The sequence below is a fragment of the Thermomonas sp. genome, from assembly GCF_041919455.1.
GTDB lineage: Bacteria > Pseudomonadota > Gammaproteobacteria > Xanthomonadales > Xanthomonadaceae > Thermomonas.
Map to the genome: position 1 here is coordinate 1 of NZ_JAYRTQ010000012.1, position 25,346 is coordinate 25,346.

The window sequence follows — 25,346 nt, forward strand, 5'->3', positions numbered from 1 at the left end:
CGAGACGTTAGGACCCGAAGGCTGCGCCCGTATCCAAGCGGTGGCGATGGACATGAACACCGCCTTCGACCTGGAGGTGCGCCGGCACTGCAAGCAGGCCCGCATCATCCATGACCTGTTCCACGTCATCGCCAAGTACGGCAGGGAAGTGATCGGCCGCGTGCGCGTGGATGCTGCCAACCGATTGCGTCATGACAAGCCGGCCCGCAAGGTCGTCAAGCGCGCGCACTGGATCCTGCTGCGCAACCCGGAGCAGCTCAAGGAAGCCGAGCAGGTGCGACTGGACGAGGTACTGGCCGCCAACCAGTCGCTGATGGCGGTCTACGTAATGAAGGAGCAGCTCAAGGCACTATGGACGGTACCGACCGCCTGGGCCTGGAGGCGCGCCTGGACGCAGTGGCTGCGTCACGCCCGGGAAAGTGGCATCCCGGCCCTGATGCACTTTGCCAAGTGCCTGCGCCCCTACTGGCGCGGCATCGTCAGCCGGGTGCGCTGGCCGATGCACACCGGCCTGGTCGAGGGCATCAACAACCGGATCAAGGTCATCAAGCGCATCGCCTACGGCTACCGCGACGACGCCTACTTCTTCCTCAAGATCCGAGCCGCATTCCCCGGAGTTGGGAGATGAACCTTTTTCATGGCTGGGTGGACGGGATCGAGGCGCATCGCCATCGATCCCGCTTGCCCGGTCAGGCCGAGATCGCCAGCTTCTCCTGGCGGTAGCGCCACACCGCCGCCAGCCACAGCACCGCGGCCAGGGCCAGCGCGCAGCCCAGGTACACCGCCCATTGCTGCGCATCCGGCGATTCGCCGCGGGTGACCTTCTGCACCAGCTGGTTCTGCGACAGGAACGGCACCGCGTACTGCCAGAGATCCGTGTCCTTCAGCGGCGAGGCCATCAGCGCATAGGTCGGGATCATCGGCAGCATCATCATCCACATCACGTGGCTCTGCGCTTCCTTCATGCTCTTGGCGCCGGCCGCCACGAAGGTGATCAGGCCGGTGCCGATCACCACCAGTGGCAGCAGGATGAACAGCAGCTTGGCGATCGCCGGCAGGCTCACGTCCAGCATCCGGCCCATGCCCGTGGCCAGCGATGCACTGCCCTTCAACGCCAGCAGGATCAGCAGCAGCGAGGCGACGCCGATCACCACCGCCGCCAGCATCTTGCCGCTGACGATGGCGCCGCGCGCCGCGGGCGTGGCCAGCAGCGGTTCCAGCGACTGGCGTTCGCGCTCGCCTGCGGTGGTGTCCATGCCCAGGTGGATGCCGCCGAGGAAGGCGGAAATCAGCAGCAGGATCGGCAGCATCGCCGACAGCATGATGCCGCGCTTGGCTTCCGGCGTGGCCAGGTCGCGGGTGCCCACGCCGACCGGCATCCCGACCACCGGATTGATCCCGCGCGCGAGCATGCGCAATGCGCCCAGGGTCTGCGAGTACTGCTTGAGGGTGGATTCAACACGGGCGATCGGTACATCGGCATTGCGGCGGGTGGTGTCGGTGACCAGCTCGACCTTGGCCGGCGTGCCGGCATGCCAGTCCTTGCCGAACCCGGGGTCGATGATCAGGCCGACGTCGTCGGCCTGGCTGCGCACCGCCTGCTCCACTTCGGCCACGCTGGCCTTGCGCGCGGCGATGCCGTGGCTGGCCAGGTGCGCAAGCAGGTTCGGGGCATGTTCGCTGCCTGCGACCGGGATGGTCATCTCCTTTTCGAGCTGGGTGCTGGCGCGGTTCTCCATCAGCTTGAACATGCCCAGCATGATCGCCGGGAACAGGATGGGCGACAGCAGCAGAGTCATCAGGAAGGTGCGGCGGTCGCGGTAGAAATCGCGCAATTCCTTGCGCATCACCACCAGCATGCTGCGGAAATCGATGTTCATGCGTGCAGGCCCTCTTCGCTGCCGATGAGGCGCACGAAGGCGTCCTCGAGATTGTCGATGCCCGCCTTGGCGCGCAGTTCCTCCGGCGTGCCTTCGGCCATCACCCGGCCATTGGCGATGATCACGATGCGGTCACACAACGCCGCGACCTCCTGCATGATGTGGCTGGAGAAGATCACGCAACGGCCCTCCGCGCGCAGCTGCTTGAGGAACTCGCGCAGACCGCGGGTGGTCATCACGTCCAGCCCGTTGGTGGGTTCGTCCAGGATCACGTTCTTCGGGTCGTGCACCAGGGCACGCGCGATCGCGGTCTTGGTACGCTGGCCCTGCGAGAAGCCCTCGCACTGGCGGTCGAGGACGTCCTCCATCTGCAGTGCTTCCGCGAGCTTGCGCGTGCGTTCGGCCACCTGGGCGGCACTCAACCCGTGCAACTCGCCGAAGTAGGCGATGTTCTCGCGTGCGGTCAGGCGCTTGTACACGCCGCGGGCGTCGGGCAGCACGCCCAGGCTGCGGCGCACGGCGTTGGCATCGCGGCCCACGTCGATGCCGTCCACCAGCACGCGGCCGGTCTCCGGCTGCATCAGCGTGTAGAGCATGCGCATGGTGGTGGTCTTGCCGGCACCGTTCGGCCCCAGCAGGCCGGTGATCTGGCCGTCGTGGGCGGTGAAGCTCACGTCATCCACGGCGATGACGGGCGCGGCCTTCTTGCCCTTGCCGGGGAAGGTCTTGCGCAGGTGTTCTGCGACGATCATGGTCCAGTCCTTGTCAGAAAGAGGGGGCGCATCACGGCTCCCAGCCGTTGTTCGAGGTGAACGGCGGCACGTAGGCCAGCTTGTCCAGGCACTTGGCGTCCAGCGCCTTGGCATCGGCCTTTTCGATGAACTGGGCGAACAGCTTCGGCATGCAGCCGGCCCCGATCACGTTGTGGCCCTGTCCCTTCAGGTCGAGCCAGCGGGCATTCGGCAGCGCCTTGCTGGCGATCTCCTCGCCGTACTTCGGCGGCGTCACCGGATCGAATTCGCCGGTCAGCACCAGCACCGGCAGGTCGCCCTTGAGCGGGGTGTTGAAGTCGGCCGGCTTGTCTCCCTTGGGCCATACCTCGCACATCGCCGCCATCGCCTCGACCATGCGGTTGCCGAGCACGGTCTCCGCGTCTTCGGCGCGCGCGACCATGCTGCCGCCATCCTCGGTGCAGATCACCGACATCTGCATGCCCATCGACATCGATTCGGCCATGTCGCCCTGCATCATTTTCGCCAGCGCCATCAGGTTCGCGTAGCGGCCCTGGCTGGCTTCGTGGATCAGTTGCGGAAGCAATGCGCCGACCGCCGGCATGTACGAATACATGCGCACCAGCCCGGCGACATGGTCGGCGGTGATGGTTTCGGTGATTTCCTCGCCGGTGCTGCCGTCGCGATAGGTCACCGGCACCGGATTGGCGCGCAGCCGCGCCAGCACCGCCTGCAGCTCCGCGCGCGGGTCGCCCATCCGCCCCTTGCAGGCCGCGCTTTCCTTGCACAGCGCGAATTGCGCCTGCAGCGCGGCGTCGAGATTGCCGGCGAAGATGTTGCCCAAGCCCAGGGTGTTGGGCACCGGCGAATCCAGGGTGATCGTGCGCACGTGCTGCGGATGCCGCAATGCGTACTGCTGGGCCATGCGGGTGCCGTAGCTGACCCCGACCAGGTTCACCTTGTCCGCGCCGATCGCCTTGCGCACCGCTTCGAGGTCGGCCACGGCGTCGGTGGTGGTGTAGCGGCGCAGGTCGGCCTTCGCCGACAACGCGTCCATGCAACCCTGGATCCACGCGCGCGCCGCCGCCGGATCGCCACCGGAGGCCTCGCTGCCTTCCGACTTGCAGTTGAGCGGATTGGACTTGCCGGTCCCGCGCTGGTCCACCAGCACGATGCCGCGGTCCTTCATCACGTCCTTGAACACCGGCGCCAGCCCGGGGAAGGTGGCGACGGCCGCCTGGCCTGGCCCACCGGCCAGGAAGAACACCGGATCGGCCGCCGGATCGCTGCTGTTGCTGGGCGGGATCCAGGCGACGTTGAGCGCGATGCTGCGGCCGCCCGGCTTGCTGCGGTCTTCCGGCACGTCAAGGGTGGTGCATTGCGCTTCCATCGGCTTGCCGTAAGGCGAAGGCGAGGCGAGGGAGCACGGCTTGAACGTCAGGCTGCCGAGCGTGCGCAGCGTGGCGGCCTCGGGTGGCGTGGCCGGGGCCTGCTGCGTGCAACCGGCGGCCAGCGCCGACACGATGGCCAGCGACAGCATGAGGGGACGAACGGTCATGGTGAAACTCCTGCGGGATGCATGGATCAGTCCTCGGGGATGAAAAGGGATTCGATCGGTTGCCCGAACAACCGCGCGATGCGGAAGGCGAGCGGCAGCGACGGGTCGTACTTGCCGGTCTCCAGGGCGTTGACGGTCTGCCTCGAGACCTCCAGGCGCTCGGCCAGTTCGCCCTGCGACCAGCCCTGCGCCTCGCGCAGCTCGCGCATGCGGTTGTTCATGCGTACCTGCGGTGCAGCCAGCCGCGCACCAGCACGTAGGCGATGGCCAGGACCAGGCAGAGCCAGGCGGCAACATGCCGGCCGGACCAGCCGGCCACGCCGGCGTCGAGCAGGAGCATCGCGGCCATCGCCGCCTGCAGGGTGATCCCGGCGGCCCAGGCCAGCGCGCCCAGTTCGATGCGCCGTTCCAGCTCGTCGCAGTCGCGCAGGAAACGCAGGTAGGCGGCGAACATCCATGCCATCGCCAGCACCGGTCCCAGCGCGAAGAGGGTGCGCAACAGCGTGGACTGGCCGGTCCGCGACGCCCATTCGTGCAGCACCGTCATCGCCAGGAACGCCAGGCCCGGCCACACCGATGCGCGGTAGTAGCGCCGCAGCGCCGGGCTCAGGCTCTGCCAGTAGCGGGTGGCGATGCCGCTCACCGGTACCTCCGGGCCACCACGATCTTGGCCAGCCCATAACTCGCGCAGATCAACGGGAACACCCAGATCATCGCCACGCCGGAGGGAATGTCGATGACCTTCGCCAATTGCAGGAATGCCCCGGTAACGTACGCCATCGACACGAAGGCGGCGGCGAAACTGACCGCTTCCAGTTCGATCCGCTGCTGCAGTTCGTCGACGTCGCGGATGTAACGGATGATCGCCCGCAGGGCCATGCCGATCGCGGGAACCGGCATCAACGCCACCAGGGCGCGCAGGCCGGGCGCTTCGACGCGCTTCAACAACCAGACCGAGAACAACAGGATCAGGACGTACGCGACCATCGGCGGCAGGAATTCGCGGAGGTAGCGGCTGTTGAGCGCGGGCGTGCCCGCATCGCAGGCGTCCGGCATGAACCAGCGCAGGAGGCCGGCGAACAGGAATCCGGCACCGATGCCCGTGCAGATGCCGACCAGGCCGTCGGGCCACGCCAGCAGGAAGTGTCCCGCCGCGGCCAGCGCCAGCGACACCAGCGCGATCGCCACGAACAGCCACATGAAGCGACGCGTGGTCATCGGCGATCAGCCGGCCTTGCGCGACTTGCCGATGAACACGATGCCGAGGGCGATCATCGCCATCGCCACGCCCAGGAACGCCGGTTGCCCGCTCGCGGCCACGCCCAGGAACGCCACGCCGGAGCCCAGGAACGCCAGGCCGCCGCCTTTCAGGTTCTTCGGTTTGTCCATCGCCGTGCTCCGTTGCTGTCAAGGATGCTTGACACAACGATACGGACATCGCGAAACGCTTGTCAAGCGTCCTTTACAGACAGCAGTGGAGTGCGGGAGGCATACGCCTAGCGGGTCATTTGTTGCTGACGTACTTCTCTCGGCGGGTGAGGGCGGGCGATTGCGCGGCATGCCGCGCGCCCGGACGAACGCCGCGCACGAAGTGCGTGGCCGGGGATCCGCCGCCGGCCTACTTGTTGCTGACGTACTTCTCGCGGCGGATCTGCGGGATCGGCAGGCCATGCGCCTTCAGCGCCTCGAAGCAGGCATCGACCATGTTCGGGTTGCCGCACAGGTAGGCGATGTCGCCCTGGGCATCCGGTGCGAACTCGGCCAGCGCAGCCTGCACATAGCCATGGCGGACGTCGGCGTGCGCATGCGGGGATCCCGCATCGGGCAACTCGCGCGAGAAGCACGGCACGAAGCGGAATTGCGGCTGCGCGTTGGCGAAGGCACGGAACTCATCGCCGTAGAGGAGTTCTTCGGGCGTGCGCGCGCCCTGCAACAGCACCACTTCGATGCCACGCGAGGCGATCAGCGACTCGATCAGCGGCAGCATCGCCCGGTACGGCGTCACCCCGGTGCCGGTCCCGATCAGCAGGTAACGGCGGTTGCCGTCGTTGGGCAGCAGGCAGAAGCGCCCGAACGGTCCACTGGCGTCGACCGTACCGCCGATCGGCAGGCCCTCGAACAGCGCGGTGGCCGCACCGCCGGGGACGTAGCTGACTGCGATCTCCACCGCCTCGCCCGGGGCCAGCGCGTGGTCGTGCTGGGTCGCCAGCGAATAGCTGCGGCGCGCGGCGGAACCGTCGGCGTAGGCGAAGTGCACCTGGATGAACTGGCCGGGGATGTAATCCAGCGGCTGGCCGTCATCGCGCAGGAACGACAGGTGGGCGACGGAGGGCGCGATCATCCGGCGCGCCGTCAGCTTCAAAGGGAAATGCACGATGGCCAAGCGCTGCGATGCTCTGTTTGGTGGATGCAACACCGCGCCGGGCGTTGCCCCGCAGGTGGCCGCCTATACTAACCGCAACATTTTCCTGCCTCGCCGCGGCCCCGCGGCCGCGGAGCCCCGATGCACCCGACCACCGACGGCGCGCCTGCGCCCGCGCTGCGCGTCAGCGACCTGCGCAAGACCTACGACAACGGCGTGGAAGCGCTGAAGGGCGTCAGCCTGGATGTCGCGCCCGGCGATTTCCATGCCCTGCTGGGGCCCAATGGCGCCGGCAAGTCGACCCTGATCGGCATCGTCAGTTCGCTGGTCAACAAGAGCGCCGGCAAGGTCGAGGTGTTCGGCATCGACCTCGACGCCGACCGCGACGGCGCGATGCGCCAGATCGGCCTGGTGCCGCAGGAAATGAACTTCAACATGTTCGAGAAGCCGCTGGACATCTGCGTGAACTACGCGGGTTTCTACGGCATCCCGCGCGCACAGGCGCTGGTCCGCGCGGAGGAGGTGCTGAAGGACGCGCTGCTGTGGGACAAGGCCGACAAGATGAGCCGCACGCTGTCCGGCGGCATGAAGCGGCGGCTGATGATCGCCCGCGCGATGATGACCCGGCCGCGCCTGCTTATCCTTGACGAGCCCACCGCGGGCGTGGACATCGAGATCCGCCGCGGCATGTGGAAGACGCTGAAGGACATCAACGCCGCCGGCACCACGATCATCCTGACCACCCACTACCTGGAGGAAGCGGAGAGCCTGTGCCGCAACCTCGCGATCATCGACCGCGGCACCATCGTCGAACACGGGCCGATGAAGTCGCTGCTGGCCAAGCTCGACGTGGAAGGCTTCCTGTTCGACATCGACGGCAGCCTGCCCGCGCAATTGCCTCAGATCGAAGGCACCACCCTGGTCGCGACCGACGACCACACCCTGGACATGGACATGCCGCGGGCGATGGACCTCAACCGCGTGTTCGCCGCGTTCGAGGCCGCCGGCATCCGCGTGCGTTCGATGCGCACCAAGAGCAACCGGCTGGAAGAACTGTTCGTGCGCCTGACCAGCAAGGAAGGAGCCACGGCATGAACCAGCCTTCCACGATCGAATCCGCGGCCAGCAAGAACCTGGTCGCGCTCGGCACCATCATTCGCCGCGAAGTCATGCGCATCCTGCGCATCTGGGGCCAGACCCTGATGCCGCCGGCGATCACCATGACCCTGTACTTCCTGATCTTCGGCGGCCTGATCGGCTCGCGCGTGGGCGAGATGGACGGCATCAAGTACATGGATTTCATCGTCCCCGGCCTGGTGATGATGAGCGTGATCCAGAACAGCTACGGCAACATCAGTTCGAGTTTCTTCGGCGCCAAGTTCGGCCGCCACATCGAGGAGTTGCTGGTCAGCCCGATGCCGAACTGGGTGATCCTGGGCGGTTACGTGGCCGGCGCGGTGCTGCGCGGGGTCATGGTCGGCGCGATCGTGCTGTGCATCGCGATGCTGTTCACCAAGGTGCGCGTGCCGCATCCGCTGGTGATGGTCAGCTCGGTGCTGCTGGGCGCGGTGATCTTCTCGCTGGCCGGCTTCATCAATGCGGTGTACGCGAAGAAGTTCGACGACGTCGCCATCGTGCCGACCTTCATCCTCACCCCGCTCACCTACCTCGGCGGCGTGTTCTATTCGGTGAAATTACTGCCGGCTTGGGCCGAGGCCGCGACCCACGCCAACCCGATCTTCTACATGGTCAACGCGTTCCGCTACGGCCTGCTAGGCGTCAGCGACGTGTCGATGTGGACCGCGTATGGCCTGATGCTGGGCTTCGTGGGTGTGCTCGGCGCGCTGGCCTTGTGGCTGCTGAAGCGCGGGGTCGGCCTGCGCAGTTGAGGTCGTGAGCACGCCCGCTATGGCGTGAGATGACGACCGCGCACGAACGCGGCCGCCAGGCGCAACGCATCGCCGCCATCGGGATCGGCACGCAGCGCACGCACCAGTCGCGCCGGCGTGGTGCCGGTCCAGCGCAGCAGGTCGTGGGTGGCGTGGGCCTGGTCGTTGAAGCCATGGCGTGCCGCGGCATCGGCGATCGCGCTGCGTTCGCTGTCCAGCGTGCGCAGCAGGGCCTGCAACCGGCGCACGCGTGCATATTCCTTCGGCGTCATCCCGACCGCGGCCAAGAAGCGCGCCTGCAGGGTGCGCAGGCTGCAACCGAGTTCCTTCGCCAGTACGACGATGCGCAGGTCGCCGTCGGCGGCATCGAGGGATTCGACCGCGCGTTCGACCAGCGCATCGGCTGCGAACGCGGCGCAACGCTGGCGCAACAATGCCCACAGCGGCTCCGGGGACTCCGCATCGACGCAGGCAGTCGCCGCGGCGTGGAAGGCTTCGGCGAATCCGGCATCCAGCGTGCGCAGGTCTGGCGCACGATCGCGCAAGGCCGGCAACTGCTCGCCTGCAATGAGACGGCCGCTGGCGGCGGTCAGGCGCACGCCGATGCAATGCACGGGGCCTGTCGCCTGCAGCCGGATCGGCCCGAGTTGCTGGCCGGCGAAGGCCAGCGCCTGGTCCGCGCGGATCTCGCCATCCGGTCCGTGGAAGCGCAGCGGCACGCCGAGCTCGGCCAGCAGCTCGCAACGGCCATCGGGATAGATCACCTGTATCGCATCGTCGGGGGCGTCGTCGCGCAGGATCCACAGGCACTGCAGGTGTCGGCGCAGGTTCGCGGGCGGCGCGTGTTCCACGTACTCCATCCATCGCATCAGACAGGCCGCTGCGCGTTTTTACAAGAAGCGCCGCGGCGAGCGCCTTACGTTGCGCGTCACTCACACGGGAGACGCACATGCGACACGCAACGATGCTGCTGGGCGCATGCCTGGCGCTGCTTTCTGGCCAGGCGACCAGTGCCGAGCCGACGCTGGACTGGCTGGCGGGTCACTGGTGCGGAACCGGTCCGGAGCAGCAAATCGACGAGGTCTGGTTGCCCGAGGCGGGCGGTGCCTTGCTCGGCATGTCGCGCACCGTGCGCGGCGCGCGCGTGGAATCGTTCGAGTACATGCGCATCGTCTTCGATGCAGGCAAGGCGCAGTTCCACGTGCAGCCGAACGGGGTGCCGGCGACGGTATTCACGCAAGCCGCGCGCGGCGAGGGCTGGATCCGCTTCGAGAACAGCGCCCACGACTTCCCCAACCGGATCGAATACCGGCGCGACGGCGACACGCTGCATGCCTACATCGCCGGGCCGGGCCGCGATGGCAAGGAGATGAAGATTCCCTTCGACTACCGCCGTTGCGGCGGCTGAGGTTCGGCAGTGGTCACGCCATCGGTTGCAGCGATGGCGATGCGGCGCCGATCGTCCTGCGCACCGTCGGCATGATCCGCCGGCTCACCGGCACGCTTGCGCCGCTGCTCATGCGCAGCTGGCCGACACCGGACGGCTCGCGCTTGAGCGATTCGACGAGGGAGGTGTTGACGATGTGCGAGCGGTGCACGCGCAGGAATGCCGGCGGCAGTTCCGCTTCCAGTTCGTTGAGGCTGCCGCCGTGCAGGCGCGCGCTGCCGTCGGTGAAGTGCAGTTCCACGTAGTCGCCGGCGCCGCTGCAATGGCTGATCTTGTCGGTGCTGACCAGCTCGATCCTGCCGGTGTCGACGATCCGGATCGTGTGCGCGTGTGCCTGCGGCTGCGCTCGGGCCTGGGCCTGGTCCAGCGCCGCCTCCAGCTGGCGCGCGCGGCTGGCCAGGGCGATGCGCGACTGCTGTTCGCGGGCCAGCGCGGCGGCCTGCTGGGCGAACAGGAACAGCAGCAGGCCGGCGACCAGGAAGAAGAACACCGCATCCAGGAACATCCCGCCGAAGACGACACTCAGCGCGCCGAACAGCAGCAGCGCGATGCAGTACACCGCCGCACCCGGCGCCTGCTTCCACCACCAGTACGCGGTGGCCAAGGCGCACAGGAACACCGGACACAGCATCGCGAACAGGGCTTTCAGGTCATAGGCGGTGGTCAATGCGACCGCGGTCGCGGTCACCAGCACGACGGCGAACAACGCCCGCCACGGGCGCGGCATCCGGAACCGGCGGATGACATGCGCCGCCAGGCAGATGCCGAACCCGAGCGAGCAGGCGACGATCAGCAGCAACCGCAGGTCGTGGAACGAGTAGGGATAGGGAAACAGCCCGCGCGAGGCCTCGGCCAGCAGTTGCCCGGCGGCGAACAGCGAGACCAGGCAGAGCAGCAGCGAGCCCTTGCGATCGGCGCCGCGCAGGCTGCCCACGCCGAAATACAGCACGCCGAGCAGGAAGATCCCGAAGGTGACCAGCGACGGCCAGTAGGCGCGCAGGATCGGGTCCGCGGGATCGGCATAGGTGCCGATCCCCATGGCGTGCATCGGCGTGGCCAGGCGCAGCATGGCCGCATGCCCCGAGACCAGCAGGACGATGTCGTTCGTGCCCGGCCGGAGTGCGGTGCGCGGAATCGCGATGACGGCATCCATCCGCCCGGGCGTTTCGCCGGCGGCATCGATGCCGGGAATGCCGTTGCCGCCGATCCGCCGGCCGTTCCACCACGCGGTGCTGGCGAACTTGCCGGACACGAACAGGCCCAGCGGGGCCGATTGATCCAGCAAGGCCGGAGGTACGGCGATACGCGCCTTGAGCCACAGGCTGTGGTGCTGCGGATCGACCTTCCACAAGCCGGTGGTCCGGCATCCGGGCGCGGAAAAATCGGGCGGCGTGGTTTCGCCCCGGTGCGCCGGGCAGGTGGTGACCGTGGCCATGTCGATCCACTGCATCGACTGCGCGGCCGCCGAACCCACGGGCAGGCAGGACAGGCACAGCACGAGGACAAGCAACAGGCGGGAGAGAGGCGGCATACCGGGCGCGGACTATAACGCGCCGTTCGCGGACGCCCGCCCGCCGCTGACCGATCCGCCACAACCGTTCGCAGATTGGCCGCATGCCAGCGTGTCCGGCGCGGTTAGCGTGGTTGCGACGCCGATTCACGGCCAGGAGCCCCGCCATGACGTACACCCACCTCCCTCGCCCCCGCCTGAAGCGCGCACTGCTCGCCATCGCCTGCCTGGCGGTGTTCACCACGGCCAACGCGACGGCAAGCGACCCCGATGGCGCCTTCGTCTTCAAGAGCGCCAGTGGCCAGACCACGGAGGCGGTCCGCGGCTCGCTGCAGGTCCCGGAAAATCGCGCGGACCCGAACAGCCGCATGCTCACCCTGCGCTACGTGCGCTTTCCCGCCACCACCAAAACGCCCGGCGCGCCGATCATCTACCTGTCCGGCGGCCCCGGCGGTTCCGGCATCGAAACGGCGAAGCGCGAACGCTTCCCCTTGTTCATGGCGATGCGCCAGTACGGCGACGTGATTGCCCTGGACCAGCGCGGCACCGGCGCTTCGGACGATACGCCGCTGTGCGAACCGAAGAATGCCCCTTCTGATTCGAAGCGCATGACCGATGCCGAATACGCGGCGGCCTACCGGGTGGCGGCGCTGGAATGCGCGGCGTTCTGGAAGGGCAGGGGCATCGACCTGCGCGGCTACACCACCAACGAAACCGCGGATGACCTCGATGCGATCCGCCGCCAGCTCGGCGCGGACAGGATCAGCCTGTGGGGCATCTCCTACGGCACCCACCTGGCGCTGGCCGCGCTCAAGCGCATGGACGACCGCATCGATCGCGTGGTGCTGGCCAGCGCCGAAGGCCTGGACCAGACCGTCAAGCTCCCCGCGCAGACCGATGCCTACTTCGACCGCCTGCAAGCGGCGATCGACGCCGACCCTCGGGCGAAGGCCGCGTACCCGGACATCAAGGCACTGATCCGCCGCGTCCACCAGCGGCTGGACGAGAAACCGGTGCTGCTGGCGCTCAAGGGCCCGGATGTCGCGGACGCACCCGTCCTGCTCCAGCGGCGCAGCCTGCAGATGATCGAAGCAGGAGCCATCGCCGATCCGCAGGGCGCGGTGATGATGCTCTCGCTGTATGCCGCCGCCGATGCCGGCGACTACCAGCCACTGGCCGCGGTCATGCAGCGCTTCACCTCGCCCGGCGCGCCGTTGCAACTGCGGGCGATGCCGCTGGCGATGGATGCGGCGTCCGGGATCGGCAACGATCTGCTGGCGCGGGTCGAAACCCAGGCGAAGACCGCGCTGCTTGGGGACACCCTCAATTTCCCGATGCCGCAGCTGCACGGTGCCTTCCCCGAGCTCGACCTCGGCGATGACTTCCGCAAGCCACCGGTCAGCGACGTGCCGACCCTGCTGCTCAGCGGCACGCTGGACGGTCGTACCTATCCGGAAAGCCAGCGCGAAGCGGTTGCCGGCCTGGAAAACCTGCAGGCGATCACCGTGGTCAATGCCGGGCACAACCTGTTCATGGTCTCGCCCGAGGTCACCGCCGCGATCGAACGCTTCATGCGCGGCGAACCGATGGCGTCCGCCGAGATCGTGATCCCGGCGCCGGACTTCACCCCGGCGCTGCCGCCGGCAGCGACGCCGTGATGCACGCGTACTGACGGATGCGGAGGCGGCACTCGCTTCGGTGCACCGCACCGGAGCGGGGTGCTCAATGCGCGCCGGCCACGTCCCCTGCAGCACGCTTGCGCGAGAACCTGCGCGCGAACCAGTCGCCGATGTCGTGCAGCACGGTGTATGCCGCGGGGATCACGATCAGGCTCAACGCGGTGGAAGTGATCAGGCCGCCGATCACCGCCCAGGCCATCGGCGCGCGGAAGCTGGCGTCGCCGGAGAACCCGAGCGCGAGCGGCAGCATGCCCGCGCCCATTGCGATGGTGGTCATCACCACCGGCCGTGCGCGCTTGTGGCAGGCATCGACCAGCGCATCGTGCTGGCTCATGCCGTGCTGGTCCTCGGCCATCACCGCGTAGTCGACCAGCAGGATCGAGTTCTTGGTGGCGATGCCGATCAGCATCAGCAGGCCGATCAGCGCCGGCAGCGACAGCGCGTTCTGGGTCACCAGCAACGCACCGAACGCGCCGCCCGCGCACAACGGGATCGCGGTGAGGATGGTCAGCGGCTGCATCGGGTGCTTGAACAGCAACAGCAGCACCATGTAGATGCAGAGGATGCCGGCGATCATCGCCAGCACGAAGCCGACGAACAGTTCGACGAAGATCTCCGCATCGCCGGTGTTGATGAAGGACACGCCGGCCGGCACGTTCTTCACCGACGGCAGCGCTTCCAGTTCCTTCATCACGTCGCCCAGCGGGCGTCCGTTGAGTTCGGCGGTCAGGGTGATGTTGCGCTGGCGCTTGTAGCGGCTGATCACCGACGGACCGCTGCCTTCGACGATGTCGGCCACCGCATCCAGCGGCACCGGCGCACTGCGACCCGGCACCTGCAACTGGCCGAGCGTGGCCGGGTCGCGCAGGGCCTCGCGGTCGAAGCCGACGCGGATCGGGATCTGCCGGTCGGGCAGGTTGAGCTTGGCCAGGCGCTGCGTGTAGTCGCCGGCGGTGGCGACGCGCGCGGCCTCGGCGATCGCGGCGGTGGACACGCCCAGGTCGGCGGCGCGCGCCGGGTCCGGCAGGATCTGCAGTTCAGGGCGCAGCAACGAGGCCGACGACGACACGCTGCCGAGCCCCTTGATCTTGCGCAGGTCGCGTTCCAGCGCGCTGGCGGCGGCATCCAGCTTGTCGGGATCGTCGCCGGCCAGCACCAGCATGAGCTGTTCGCCGGGCTCGCTGCTCATGAAGCTTGTGCGCACGCCTGGCAGGTCGCCCAGCGCATCGCGCACCACCTGCTCGAGTTGTTTCTGGCTGCGGTCGCGGTCGTGCTCCGGACCCCAATCGAGCGTGAGCACCGCCTTTCGCGCATCGGCGCCGCCGCTCTTGCCGGGATCGCCCAGGTCGGGAACGCTGCCGATCTGGGTGAACACCTGCTTGAGTTCGGGGATCGTGCCTAGCAGTGCGCGCGCCTGTTCGGAGATGCGTGCGGTCTCCTCGATCGGCGTGCCCGGCGGCAGTTCGATGGACAGCATGCTGCGGCCCTGGTCGGACACCGGGATGAAGGTGGTCGGGATGAACGGGATCAGCGCCAGCGAACCGAAGAACATCAGCGTGGCAATGCCGAGCGTCTTCCAGCGATTGCGCAGGGCGGTATCGACCCAGCCCAGGTAGCGGGTCATCAGCTTGCTGTCCTTGACCTCGCCGGCATGCGGACGCAGCAGCTTCGCCGCCATCATCGGGGTGAGCAGGCGCGCGACCAGCAGCGAGAACATCACCGCGGTCGCCGCGGTCCAGCCGAACTCGCGGAAGAACTTGCCGGGGATGCCGGGCATGAAGGCGACGGGGACGAACACTGCCGCCAGCGTCACCGAGGTCGCGATCACCGCGGTGCCGATCTCGTCGGCGGCATCGCGTGCCGCATCCAGCGGCTTCTTGCCCATGCCCAGGTGGCGGACGATGTTCTCGATCTCCACGATCGCGTCGTCGACCAGGATGCCGACCACCACGCTGAGCGCGAGCAAGGTGATGATGTTGAGGCTGAAGCCGAAGTACTGCATCACCGCGAAGGTCGGGATGATCGACAGCGGCAACGCGATCGCGCTGACCCAGGTCGCGCGCCAGTCGCGCAGGAACCAGAACACCACCGCGAGCGCGAGCAGCGCGCCTTCCCACAGCATCGTCATCGACGACGAATACGAGCGGTCGGTTTCCTCCGACATGTCGGTGACCAACCGGTAGCTGGTGCCGGGATGCTGCTTCGCCAGCTCGTCGAGCGCGGCCTTGACGCCGTCGCGCACCTTCAGTTCGTCCGCGCCGCGACTGCGCGCCAGCGAGAAGCCCACCACCGCCTTGCCATCGAGCAACGCGAGTTGGGTCGGATCGGCGGCGCCGTCGGTGATCGTGGCGAGCGCGGACAGGCGCAAGTCGCGGCCGTTGCCCACGGCGATGCTGTAGTCGCGCAACGCCTGCGCGTCGGCGACGGTGCCGATGGTGCGCACGGTCTGCTGGCCGCCGTCGAGTTCGGCCTTGCCGCCCGGGCGCTCGACCTGCGTGGATGCAAGTTGCTGGCTGACCTCGCCGGCGGTGACGCCGAAGGCCTGCAGCGCGCGCGGATCCAGGTCGACGCGCACCTGCCGCTCGACGCCGCCGATGCGGTTGACCGCTGCCACGCCGTCCACCCCGTACAGCGCGCGCATCACGTGGCGATCGACGAACCACGAGAGTTCATCCGGCGCCATCCCCGGCGCGCTCACCGCGTAGGTCAGCAGCGAACCGCCGATCTCGACCTTGGAGACGATCGGTTCCTGGATGTCCTGCGGCAGGTTCATCCGGATCCGCGTCACCGCGTCCTTGGTGTCGTTGAGCGCGGTCATGATGTCCGCCTCGAGGTTGAACTCGATGGCGGTGGTCGAGGTGCCTTCGACCACGGTGGAAGTGACGCGCTTGACGTTGTCGAGCGTGGCCACCGAGTCCTCGACCTTGCGGGTGACTTCGGTTTCCAGCTGCGACGGCGATGCACCCGGCTGGGTGATCGTCACGATGGTCATCGGGAAGGCGATGTCCGGGAAGCGCGCGACCGGCAACTGGCGGAAACCCCACAGCCCGGCCACGCACAGCACGAAGAACAGCATCATCGCGGGCACCGGGTTGCGGATGCCCCAGGTCGACAGACTCCCGCCGCCGCTCATGGGGCGGATGCCGCTGCGGCCGCGGCCTCGACGATGCGCACGCTGTCGCCGTCGGCCAGGAAGCCCGCGCCCTGTTCGACCACCGCATCGCCAGCCTTCACCCCGTCGAGCACTTCGACCTGGCCGCCGGCATTCGCGCCGGTGCGGATGCGCACGCGATGGGCGATGCCCCCGGCATTGACGGTGAACACGTTCGGATGGCCGTCGCGCTGCACCACCGCCGCGGCGGGCACGGTCAGGCCTTGGCCGATGCCGGTGTCGATCCGGCCCTGCAGGAACGTGCCGGGCTGCAGGCCTTGCGGATCGGGCAGGTCGGCGTAGATGGTGCCGGTGCGGGTGGTGGCGTCGAGGCCCGGACTCACCGCACGCACCCGGCCGATGACCGCCTTGCCATCGCGGGTGGTGAGTTCGATGCGGTCGCCCGGCTTGACCCGCGCCAGTTCGGCTTCGGCCAGTTCGGCACGCCATTCCAGCCGGCCCTGGCGGATCAGCCGCAGCAGTTCGCTGCCAGCGGCAACGACGTGCCCCGGCTGCACCAGTCGCTTCGAGATCACCCCCGCGTCCGGCGCGCGCAACTCCGCGTAGCTGCGGCGCAACGCCGCGGTATCGCGCATCGCCCGTGCGGTGCCGACGCGTGCATCGCCCTGCACGCGCCCGGCGCGCAGTTCGTCCAGCTGGGTCGCGCTGATGAACTTGTCCTTCGCCAGCAATTCGCCGCGCGCCAGTTGCGAACGCGCCAGCGCCGCGCCCGCTTCGGCTTCGCGCAGCGAGGCGTCGGCCTGGGCGAGGTCGGCATCCAGGCTGCGATGGTCGAGTTGCAGCAGCAGCTCGCCCTTGCGCACCGACTGGCCGACATCGACCAGCAGGTTCCTCACCCGCAGGCCATTGAGTTCGACGCCAAGCTGCATCTCTTCCCACGCAGAGACCGGCCCGGACACCAGCACGCTGCGCGGGATGTCGCGGGCCTGCACGCGCGCCACGCTGACCGCGAACGCGGCGACCGGCTTGGCGGCCTCTTCTTCCTTCTTGCTGCAGGCGGTGGCGAGCAGGGCGACGCCAATGGCGAGACCGAGGAACAGCGGGCGGGCGATGCGGCGCATGCGCGATCCGGCGACGAAGGGGACGGCGCGCAGTCTAGCGTGCAGTTGAACCGATCAGTTCATTAACTGGCGGACGCAGCGGGACGAACGGATCGCCGAAATGAGGCAGCCAGCGCGCAACGGACGCGACAACCGTTGCGACGCCGCATCGGGTGCCGCTTCGCGTCCTGGACGCAGCATGGAACATCCGTTCGCTAAACTCCGCGCTCCCCCGAACATGGAGTACGAGACAGTGATGGTGACCAAGACTGGATTGGCGTCATGCATGGCGATGGTGCTGCTGGTTGGATGCAAGCCAAAGGAAGCGCCTTCCACCGAGACGCCGCCCACAACGGACGCGGTGCAGGCATCCGCTGAAGCGCCCGCGCCCGCCGCGCAGGCACCAGAGGCCGCACCCGCGGCACCCGTCGTCACCGTCTTCGACATCACCCGCATTCCGGCCAGCGACAAGCCCCTGCCGGCTTGGCCCTACGTGGTGCTCCCGGCCGGTTACCACTACCGGGACGACGATCTGGCCAGTCGCAGCAAGGATCTGGCCCGCGTGCCGCTGTGGACGGGCGGGCAACTGCTGTGGCTGGAGGGCAGGACCTTCAGCGATTCGATCCGCAGCGACGAGGGCAAGACGTTCTCGAAATTCGAGGTGCGCAAGAACCTGCAGCAGGCGATCGAAGCATTGGGTGGCGCCCGCATCGGCGAGCGCAGTTACGACGAAGCCGTGTACGAGGCGAACGAAAAGGTGCTGGACGATTTTCGCCAGGAGTTCGATCGCATCCGCGACGCGTACTGGTACAACGCGGACGCCGATACCTACGTGATCCGCCGTGCCGACAAGGCGATCTGGGTCGTGGTCCACGTGCGCAACGACGACGGCGGCATCATGGTCGCCGAAGGTCCGCTGCCGCCGCCGGCGAGGTAACGGCTGCGTCCGGCGCATGGAGAACGCCTGGCATTGGCCAGGCGTTTGCGTTTGCGGTTCAGGCGATGGGCAATCGGAAAAAAGCGTTTGCGGCTGCCGTCGTTGCGGCCGCGGTTGCGACGACCTCCTCGCCGCGGTCACGGGCCAGTTCCTCGACGATGTGGGCCAGGTACATCGGTTCGTTGCGCCGATGCGACGGTTGCGGCTTCACCGTACGCGGCAGCAGGTAGGGCGCGTCGGTCTCGATCATCAGGCGGTTGGGGGGGATGTGTTTCACCAGCTCGCGCAGGTGCAGGCCGCGGCGTTCGTCGCAGAGCCAGCCGGTGATGCCGATGTGCCAGTCCTGGTCGAGGACGTCGAACAATTCCTCGCGGGTGCCGGTGAAGCAGTGCACCACCGCCGCGCCGAGCCTGCCGTCGAAGTTCTTCATCATCGCCATGAAGTCCGCGTGTGCGTCGCGCTGGTGCAGGAACAGCGGTTTGCCGGTGTCCACCGCGATCTGCAATTGCCGCTCGAACGCACGGCGTTGCGCCGGACGCGGCGAGAAGTCGCGGAAGTAGTCCAGGCCGCATTCGCCGACCGCGACGACCTCGGGATGCGCATGCAGCGCGCGCATCTCGGCGTCGCATTCCTCGGTGTATTCGACCGCGTGGTGCGGATGCACGCCGGCGGTGGCGAACAGCTCGCCGGGATGCGCCTGAGCGAGGGCCAGCGCTTTCGGCGAATGTTCGCGCGAGGCGCCGGTGATGATCATCTTCGCAACCCCGGCATCGCGCGCGCGCTGCAGCACGGCGTCGCGGTCGTGGTCGAAGCTGTCGTGGGTGAGGTTGGCGCCGATATCGATGAGGTGCATGCGGCGATTTTAGCGGACGGCTCGCCTCGCCCGACCGCGCCGCGTCTGCCGGGGAGGCGAGTGTTCGTCGCCTATCGCCCGACCGCGCCTACCGACGTGCATTCGCCGCGCCGCTCGAATGCGGCTACGCGAATGCACGACGGTCCCGCGGTCGGTGATGTTTCTTCGTGGGCCTCAATTCAACTGGCAGGTCGCCGGCTTGGTCGAGGTGAACAGCGCATTCGTCGCCCATTCCGGATGGTCGATGAAGGGGTTGCGGTTGCCCTGGAAGCTGAAGATCACTTCGTTGCGCTCGCGTTCGGCATTGTCCGGCGGATCCGCCGCGTGCCAGGCCAGCAGGGTCGACAACAAGCCCATGTAGGCCGGCGACGCCGAAGTGATGACGATCTTGCTGCGATCGTTGGTGAGCTCGAGGTCGGGCTCCGACTGCCCGGTGTTCGGATCCACGCCGCCCTCGTAACGGATCGCCATGTACAGGATCGCGCGCGCCATGTCGCCCTTGCGCTTGCCCCAGACCTGGAACGAGCCGGCGTTGCCGTCCGGCGACTTCACCCAGTTCGAGTTGCCCGGGTACACGCCGCTGCCGCCACCGCTGCCGTTGTTGGCCTCGGTGATGCGCTCGCCGCAGCCGCTGGTGCAATCGGCATAGGGCTTGTTGCCGCGGTCGGAGTTCCAGGTGGCGTCGGTCAGGTAGAGCATATGGGTGTCGGTGTACGGCGCGTACGGCAGGCCCAGGTTGCCGCTCGCGGAGCCGAAACCCAGCGAGTTCGGCCAGGTGTGTTCGCGGTTGTAGCGCAGGCCGCTGCCGCTGCCGGCGCGGTCGGTGACCTTGGCGTAGCTGCGGTTGCGGTAAGCATCGAGGATGCGGCCGCTGTTGTTGGGATCCTCGTCGGCGATCTCGAGGATGGTCCAGGTGTTGGTGGTGCCGCCGCTGTACGGATACGCGGTGTGGCCCTTGATGGTCGCGTGCAGCGAGCAGCGCAGCTGCGACGCGCTGCTGGTGTTGACCTGGCCGTAGTAGCCGGTGCCCGTGTTGGCGACATCGAAGGCGACCACGGTGTTTGCCGCGGGCTTCGCCCCGCCGGCATCGGTCACCTTGCTCGCGACCACGGTGAACGTGCAGCTCTCGCCACCGTGCAGCGCGGTATTGGTGGCGATGTTGAAACTGCTGCCGCTGCTGGTGTGGGTCAGCGCGACATTGCCCGACGTGGTGCAGGCCAGTGTGAACGCGCCACTCGTCAGGCCCACGCTTTCGCTGAAGGAGACCGCGAGGTCGCCGGCCGCCGGGAAATTGCTGGTGCCCGCGGTCGGCGTGGTCGAGGTGACCACCGGCGGCGGATTCGGTGCGGCGAAGGTCTGGCCCGCGTTGCAGCCGCCGAAGCTCGCTGTGGCCGCGGCCTGCCAGCTGAAGTTGGCGGCGGTGGTGCCGCTGCCCGCCAGGCGCAGCGAACGGCCGGCCGCATCGGAACCGGACTCGGAGACCGGCAGGTTCACGCTGGTGCGGCCCGCAGCCGGGCCGTTGCTGGCGGTGATCACGCCTTCGTAGCTGATGAACTGCACCACCTGGCCGGCCGGATTGACCAACGCGATGCCGTCGTTCGGGCCGTTCTGGATGCCGTTGCTCGCGTAGCTGACGGTGGCGATGCGCACCTGCGCGCCGCAGGAGACCAGGCTGCCCGCGGGCACCAGGTCGTTGTCGTAGGTCACCGCGGCCGAGGGCGTGGACCCGTTACAGGTAGATGCGATACGCACTCAGGGTCTCGCCGGCGGTGGCGACCACTTCGATGCGTTCGCCCGTGTCGCCGGACGAAGTGGCGTCGTCGTAGTGGAGTTCGTTGATGAAGACATCGGCCGAGGCGGGTACCGCGACGAGGGCAAGGGCGAGCGCGGCGCAGGACAACCAGGCGCGGCGGGAATGGACGGGGCGTGGCGGCACGGGCGACTCTCGCGGCAAAAAGTGGCGCGATCTTGCCCCGGAAATGTGACGGAAGTCATACCACAGTGCACCGTGGCTGCGGGCGGGTAGCCTAGTCGCATGCGTGAAACCGATTTCCCGATCCAATCCCTGCTGCCGGCGATCTGTGCATCGCTGCAGGACCACCCGCGACTGGTGCTGGAAGCGCCCCCCGGCGCCGGCAAGACCACCCAGGTGCCGCTGGCCCTGCTGGAGGCCGACTGGCTGCGCGGCCAGAAGATCGTGATGCTGGAGCCGCGCCGCGTCGCCGCGCGTGCCGCGGCCGGGTTCATGGCGAAACAACTCGGGGAGGCGGTCGGCGAGACCGTCGGCTACCGGATCCGCTTCGACAACAAGGTCGGCCCACGCACCCGCATCGAAGTGGTCACCGAAGGCATCCTCACCCGGATGCTGCAGGACGATCCAATGCTGGAAGGGGTCGGCGCGCTGCTGTTCGACGAATTCCACGAACGTCATCTGGCCGGCGACCTCGGCTTGGCCCTCGCCCTCGACGTGCAAGCGGGTTTGCGCGAAGACCTGCGGATCGTGGTGATGTCGGCGACGCTGGATGGCGAGCGGCTCGCCGGGTTCCTCGATGCGCCGCGCCTGAGCAGCGCCGGCCGCAGCTATCCGGTCGAGGTTGCGCATTTCCCCGCGCGCCGCGAGGAAGCGATCGAGCACCAGACCAAACGTGCGATCGAGCATGCATTGGCAATGCATCCCGGCGACCTGCTGGTGTTCCTGCCGGGGCAGAGGGAGATCGCGCGAATGGAGGCGTTGCTGAGCCCCTCTCCCTCCGGGAGAGGGGTTGGGGTGAGGGTTCGGGACGTTCATGAGAACGCCGAACCCTCATCCGGCGCTGCGCGCCACCTTCTCCCGGAGGGAGAAGGGAGCAGCAACGTCGAAGTCCTCGCCCTCCACGGCGAGCTCCCCATCGAACAACAGACCCGCGTGCTGCAACCCGCCACCGATGGCCGTCGCCGCGTGGTGCTGGCGACCAATGTCGCGGAATCGTCGGTCACCTTGCCGGGCGTGCGCGTGGTGATCGACAGCGGGCTCGCACGCGAGCCGCGCTTCGATCCGAACAGCGGCTTCGCGCGGCTGGATGTGGTGTCGATCTCGCAGGCATCCGCCGACCAGCGCGCGGGCCGCGCCGGTCGCGTTGCGGAAGGTTTTGCGTATCGGTTGTGGCCGCAGTCGCAGCGGCTGGAACCGCAGCGGCGTCCGGAAATCGCGCAGGTCGAGCTGGCCTCGCTTGCGCTTGAGCTGGCGGCCTGGGGCAGCGATGCCCTGCGCTTCGTCGATCCGCCGCCCCCCGGTGCGCTGGCCGCCGCCCGCGACTTGTTGCAACGGCTCGACGCACTCGACGGGAACCGAGTGATCACCGCGCGCGGCCGGCGCATGCTCGCGCTGGGCACGCATCCGCGACTGGCGGCGATGCTGCTGGCCTCGGACGATCCATCGCGCATCGCGCTGGCCTGCGACCTCGCTGCATTGATCGAAGCGCGGGATCCGCTGCGCAGTCGCAGCGATGCGCTCGCCGAGCGCTGGCAGGCGCTGGCCGCGTTCCGCCACGGACGCGTCGGCGCTGACGCGAACCGATCCGCGCTGGCGGCGATCGATGCGGCATCGAAACAGTGGCGTCGACGCTTGCGTTGCGAGGCACGGTCACCCGTCGATGTCCCTGCGCACGACCTCGGCGACCTGCTCGCGCATGCGTTCCCCGACCGGATCGCCCGGCAGCATCCGCAGGACGCGAAGCGCTATCAACTGGCCAACGGCCGCATGGCCAAGCTGTTCGACGATTCCATTGTCCACGGCGAGCCGTGGCTGGTCGCCAGCGAGCTGCGTTTCGAGGCGAAGGACGCCTTGCTGCTGCGTGCCGCGCCGGTCGATGAGTGCTATCTGCGGCACGCCTTCGCGGCGCATTTCGGCGAAGGCGACGAAGTGCGCTGGGATGCGACCCGCCGCGCATTGGCCAGCGAACGCATCGCCCGCTTCGACGGCATCGTGCTGTCCAGCAAGCCGGCTGGCCGCGTCGATCCGGCGTTGGCGGCGCGTGCGCTCGTCGACGCCGTGCGCGATCTCGGATTGACGGCGCTGCCCTGGACCGAATCGTTGGCGCAGTGGCGCGTGCGTGTGCAGTGCTTGCGTGCGTGGATGCCGGAACTCGGATTGCCGGACCTGTCGGATGCGGCGCTGCTCGGTTCACTCGACACATGGCTGATGCCGGCTTTCGCCGGCAAGACGCGGCTCGACGCACTGGATGAAGCAGCGCTCGGCGAAGTGCTGAAATCCGCCGTCGACTGGAACCTGCGCCAGCGCATCGACCAGGTCGCGCCGACGCGGATCCTGGTGCCTTCCGGGATGGAACGCCGCATCGACTACCTGCTCGACGACCACGGCGAACCGGCATCGCCCGTGCTCGCGGTCAAGCTGCAGGAATTGTTCGGACTGGCGCAGACCCCGCGTGTCGCCGAGAAACGCATCGCGCTGACCATCCACCTGCTTTCGCCGGGTGGGCGACCGCTGCAGGTCACCCAGGACCTGGCCGGCTTCTGGGAACGCACCTATCCGGAAGTGAAGAAGGAAATGAAGGGGCGCTATCCGCGGCATCCCTGGCCCGACGATCCGTGGAATGCCACCGCGACGCATCGGGCGAAGCCCAAGGGCACCTGATCGTCATCCTGGCATTCGGCGGGATGACGGGCCACTGACTGAACCATCCGCCACGCCGCTCACGCGCCATGAACACCGGCCTGAAGAGACTTTGCCTCCCCACTCCTTTCCACTCGAGGCACCACCATGAGCAAGCTGGGCACTGCGCAGGATCGCGCGCTGGAACTGATCGGCGAACTCGGCGACGGCATCCGCAAGGCCGTGCCGGGCAGTGCGATGAAATGGGTCGAGACGGGAGCGGCGCTCGGTGCCGTGCGCACCGGCACCCGGATCGCCGGCAAGTTCGTGCGCCGCAATCCGGTGCTGGCCGGTGCGGCCATCGCCGGTGCCGGTCTGCTGTGGTTCGCGGCGCGCCAGCGGGCCAAGAAGCAGGCCGCGGGCCAGCCGATCGAAGGTACCGCGACGCGGGTCGAGGCCAAGCGCGGCAATGGGTCGACGCGTACGCGTCGCAAGCCCGCAGCCGCGCAGCAGACCGCGGACTGAACTGATCAGTTCGCGGAGGTGCTGCAGGCGGCTTCGGGCAGTTCGATCACGAAGCGCGCGCCGCCGCCTTCGCGATCCTCGTACCAAAGCTGCCCGCCGGCATCGGCAATGATCTGCCTGGCCAGCGACAGGCCGAGGCCACTCGACAGGCCATTGGCCGGATCGACCTCAGTCAGGCGCTGGAACGGCTTGAACAGCTCGCGCTGGCGAGAAGCCGGAATGCCGGGCCCGCGATCCTGCGCGACCAGTTGCCAATAACCGGGCGCGCCGGGGCGGGCCAGCAATTCCAGCTCCCCGCCGTCGCGTGCGTACTTCAAGGCATTCGTCACCAGGTTTTCCGCGACCTGGCGGAGCACCAGCGCATCGATCGCCACGCAGGCATCGCGCTCCAGTGCGCCCACCTGCAGGCGCAGGCCCTTGGCTTCCAGCTGCAGTTCATAGCGCGAGGCCAGCCAAGCCAGCGTTTCCCGCAGCCAGCTGCATGCCGTCGACGTGGCCGCCGTTGCCTTGGCTCCGCTCGCGCGTTCCTGGCTTTCCAGGTACCGGCGGATGTAACCCAGCGCGTCGCGGGTGCTGCCATCGATGATCTCGATGTAGCGCGGCACGCGCTCCGGCTTGCAGTCCGGCAGCGACAGCATTTCGCTGGCGAACAGCACGCTGGTCAGCGGATTCTTGAGGTCGTGCGCGACCAGGTTGACCAGTTCCTGGCGTTCGTGGGCGACCCGCTCCAGGCGGTCGAGGGTGAGCTTGAGGCCCAGGTGCGCATCCACGCGGGCCAGCAGTTCCTCCGGCATGAACGGCTTGGTGACGTAGTCGACCGCGCCGGCCTCGAATGCGCGCAGCAGCAGGTCGCGATCCTGCGCGGCGGTGAGGAAGACGGTGGGCACCTGGCGGAAGCCGGGCAGTTCGCGCAGCGCGGCCAGCAGCTCGAAGCCGTCCATGCCCGGCATCATCATGTCCAGCAGCAGCAGGTCGGGGACCTCGCCGGTCGCGGCCTGCAGCGCGTCCTTGCCGCTGCTGGCCGCGGTCACTACGTAGCCGTGGCGTTCCAGCAACGCGGTGACGACGCGCACGTTCGCCGACTGGTCGTCGACGACCAGGATCCGGCCTGTCCTTGCAGTCCGATGCGGCATCCGAGAGACGTTTTCCCCACGCCGAATTGGCGGAGCGAG

The 25,346-nt window shown here is 68.1% G+C and carries 22 protein-coding genes and 1 pseudogene; 8 read left to right on the forward strand and 15 right to left on the reverse strand.

Features of this window, described 5'->3' with window-relative positions:
• Positions 1–628: transposase (locus tag ACE3T8_RS09935; protein ID WP_374608975.1), on the forward strand; the 628-nt coding region annotated here is incomplete at its 5' end.
• Positions 629–689: 61 nt separating this feature from the next.
• Here the strand turns inward: ACE3T8_RS09935 and ACE3T8_RS09940 are convergent.
• The 8 genes from ACE3T8_RS09940 to ACE3T8_RS09975 form a co-directional block, all read right to left on the reverse strand.
• Positions 690–1,880, reverse strand: coding sequence for an ABC transporter permease (locus ACE3T8_RS09940; protein WP_374608977.1), 1,191 nt, complete (start codon positions 1,878–1,880; stop codon positions 690–692).
• Complete coding sequence (locus tag ACE3T8_RS09945) at positions 1,877–2,632, reverse strand: ATP-binding cassette domain-containing protein (protein ID WP_374608979.1); 756 nt, start codon at positions 2,630–2,632, stop codon at positions 1,877–1,879. The genes ACE3T8_RS09940 and ACE3T8_RS09945 overlap by 4 nt, the downstream gene beginning before the upstream one ends.
• A 31-nt stretch (positions 2,633–2,663) precedes the next feature.
• Positions 2,664–4,169 carry an alpha/beta fold hydrolase gene (locus ACE3T8_RS09950; RefSeq protein ID WP_374608981.1) on the reverse strand — a complete coding sequence of 502 codons (1,506 nt, stop codon included), beginning with the start codon at positions 4,167–4,169 and terminating at the stop codon, positions 2,664–2,666.
• A 26-nt stretch (positions 4,170–4,195) separates the two neighbouring features.
• On the reverse strand, positions 4,196–4,390 hold the full coding sequence (locus ACE3T8_RS09955) for a helix-turn-helix transcriptional regulator (protein WP_374608983.1): 195 nt from the start codon (positions 4,388–4,390) through the stop codon (positions 4,196–4,198).
• On the reverse strand, positions 4,387–4,812 hold the full coding sequence (locus ACE3T8_RS09960; RefSeq protein WP_374608985.1) for a hypothetical protein: 426 nt from the start codon (positions 4,810–4,812) through the stop codon (positions 4,387–4,389). Before ACE3T8_RS09960 ends, ACE3T8_RS09955 begins: the two co-directional genes overlap by 4 nt.
• Positions 4,809–5,387 carry a hypothetical protein gene (locus tag ACE3T8_RS09965; RefSeq protein ID WP_374608987.1) on the reverse strand — a complete coding sequence of 193 codons (579 nt, stop codon included), beginning with the start codon at positions 5,385–5,387 and terminating at the stop codon, positions 4,809–4,811. Before ACE3T8_RS09965 ends, ACE3T8_RS09960 begins: the two co-directional genes overlap by 4 nt.
• 6 nt (positions 5,388–5,393) lie before the next feature.
• Positions 5,394–5,558 carry a hypothetical protein gene (locus tag ACE3T8_RS09970; RefSeq protein ID WP_374608989.1) on the reverse strand — a complete coding sequence of 55 codons (165 nt, stop codon included), beginning with the start codon at positions 5,556–5,558 and terminating at the stop codon, positions 5,394–5,396.
• A 229-nt stretch (positions 5,559–5,787) separates the two neighbouring features.
• Complete coding sequence (locus tag ACE3T8_RS09975) at positions 5,788–6,585, reverse strand: FAD-binding oxidoreductase (RefSeq protein ID WP_374608991.1); 798 nt, start codon at positions 6,583–6,585, stop codon at positions 5,788–5,790.
• Positions 6,586–6,672: 87 nt separating this feature from the next.
• Here ACE3T8_RS09975 and ACE3T8_RS09980 point away from each other — a divergent pair, with 87 nt between their 5' ends.
• Both ACE3T8_RS09980 and ACE3T8_RS09985 read left to right on the forward strand, forming a co-directional pair.
• Positions 6,673–7,626 carry an ABC transporter ATP-binding protein gene (locus ACE3T8_RS09980; RefSeq protein WP_374608993.1) on the forward strand — a complete coding sequence of 318 codons (954 nt, stop codon included), beginning with the start codon at positions 6,673–6,675 and terminating at the stop codon, positions 7,624–7,626.
• Complete coding sequence (locus tag ACE3T8_RS09985; RefSeq protein ID WP_374608995.1) at positions 7,623–8,420, forward strand: ABC transporter permease; 798 nt, start codon at positions 7,623–7,625, stop codon at positions 8,418–8,420. The genes ACE3T8_RS09980 and ACE3T8_RS09985 overlap by 4 nt, the downstream gene beginning before the upstream one ends.
• Before the next feature lie 17 nt (positions 8,421–8,437).
• On the opposite strand, the gene ACE3T8_RS09990 is transcribed toward ACE3T8_RS09985, so the two are convergent.
• Complete coding sequence (locus ACE3T8_RS09990; RefSeq protein WP_374609094.1) at positions 8,438–9,280, reverse strand: helix-turn-helix domain-containing protein; 843 nt, start codon at positions 9,278–9,280, stop codon at positions 8,438–8,440.
• 89 nt (positions 9,281–9,369) lie between these two features.
• Here ACE3T8_RS09990 and ACE3T8_RS09995 point away from each other — a divergent pair, with 89 nt between their 5' ends.
• Complete coding sequence (locus ACE3T8_RS09995; RefSeq protein ID WP_374608997.1) at positions 9,370–9,828, forward strand: DUF6265 family protein; 459 nt, start codon at positions 9,370–9,372, stop codon at positions 9,826–9,828.
• A 13-nt stretch (positions 9,829–9,841) separates the two neighbouring features.
• Here the strand turns inward: ACE3T8_RS09995 and ACE3T8_RS10000 are convergent, their stop codons facing one another.
• Positions 9,842–11,398, reverse strand: a complete 1,557-nt coding sequence (locus ACE3T8_RS10000; protein WP_374608999.1) for a LytTR family DNA-binding domain-containing protein — start codon at positions 11,396–11,398, stop codon at positions 9,842–9,844.
• Positions 11,399–11,544: 146 nt separating this feature from the next.
• Between ACE3T8_RS10000 and ACE3T8_RS10005 the strand changes: the two genes are divergently transcribed.
• Positions 11,545–13,035 (forward strand): alpha/beta fold hydrolase, encoded by a 1,491-nt coding sequence (locus ACE3T8_RS10005; RefSeq protein ID WP_374609001.1) that lies wholly within the window; start codon positions 11,545–11,547, stop codon positions 13,033–13,035.
• Between the two features lie 64 nt (positions 13,036–13,099).
• Here ACE3T8_RS10005 and ACE3T8_RS10010 read toward each other — a convergent pair whose 3' ends face one another.
• Positions 13,100–16,189 (reverse strand): efflux RND transporter permease subunit, encoded by a 3,090-nt coding sequence (locus tag ACE3T8_RS10010; RefSeq protein WP_374609003.1) that lies wholly within the window; start codon positions 16,187–16,189, stop codon positions 13,100–13,102.
• Positions 16,186–17,289 (reverse strand): efflux RND transporter periplasmic adaptor subunit, encoded by a 1,104-nt coding sequence (locus ACE3T8_RS10015; protein ID WP_374609005.1) that lies wholly within the window; start codon positions 17,287–17,289, stop codon positions 16,186–16,188. The genes ACE3T8_RS10010 and ACE3T8_RS10015 overlap by 4 nt, the downstream gene beginning before the upstream one ends.
• Positions 17,290–17,524: 235 nt before the next feature.
• On the opposite strand from ACE3T8_RS10015, the gene ACE3T8_RS10020 reads away from it, so the two are divergent.
• Positions 17,525–18,205, forward strand: a complete 681-nt coding sequence (locus ACE3T8_RS10020; protein ID WP_374609007.1) for a hypothetical protein — start codon at positions 17,525–17,527, stop codon at positions 18,203–18,205.
• Between the two features lie 58 nt (positions 18,206–18,263).
• Here ACE3T8_RS10020 and ACE3T8_RS10025 read toward each other — a convergent pair whose 3' ends face one another.
• Together ACE3T8_RS10025 and ACE3T8_RS10030 are read right to left on the reverse strand one after the other, a co-directional pair.
• Positions 18,264–19,058 carry a TatD family hydrolase gene (locus ACE3T8_RS10025; protein ID WP_374609009.1) on the reverse strand — a complete coding sequence of 265 codons (795 nt, stop codon included), beginning with the start codon at positions 19,056–19,058 and terminating at the stop codon, positions 18,264–18,266.
• 174 nt (positions 19,059–19,232) lie between these two features.
• A pseudogene (locus ACE3T8_RS10030) lies at positions 19,233–20,994 on the reverse strand (endonuclease).
• A gap of 99 nt (positions 20,995–21,093) precedes the next feature.
• Here ACE3T8_RS10030 and hrpB point away from each other — a divergent pair.
• Both hrpB and ACE3T8_RS10040 read left to right on the forward strand, forming a co-directional pair.
• A complete protein-coding gene (gene hrpB / locus ACE3T8_RS10035) occupies positions 21,094–23,691 on the forward strand; it encodes an ATP-dependent helicase HrpB (protein WP_374609011.1) in 2,598 nt (865 codons plus the stop codon).
• 126 nt (positions 23,692–23,817) lie between these two features.
• Positions 23,818–24,174 carry a hypothetical protein gene (locus tag ACE3T8_RS10040; protein WP_374609013.1) on the forward strand — a complete coding sequence of 119 codons (357 nt, stop codon included), beginning with the start codon at positions 23,818–23,820 and terminating at the stop codon, positions 24,172–24,174.
• Positions 24,175–24,179: 5 nt separating this feature from the next.
• On the opposite strand, the gene ACE3T8_RS10045 is transcribed toward ACE3T8_RS10040, so the two are convergent.
• Complete coding sequence (locus tag ACE3T8_RS10045) at positions 24,180–25,307, reverse strand: response regulator (protein ID WP_374609015.1); 1,128 nt, start codon at positions 25,305–25,307, stop codon at positions 24,180–24,182.
• Between the last annotated feature and the right edge of the window lie 39 nt (positions 25,308–25,346).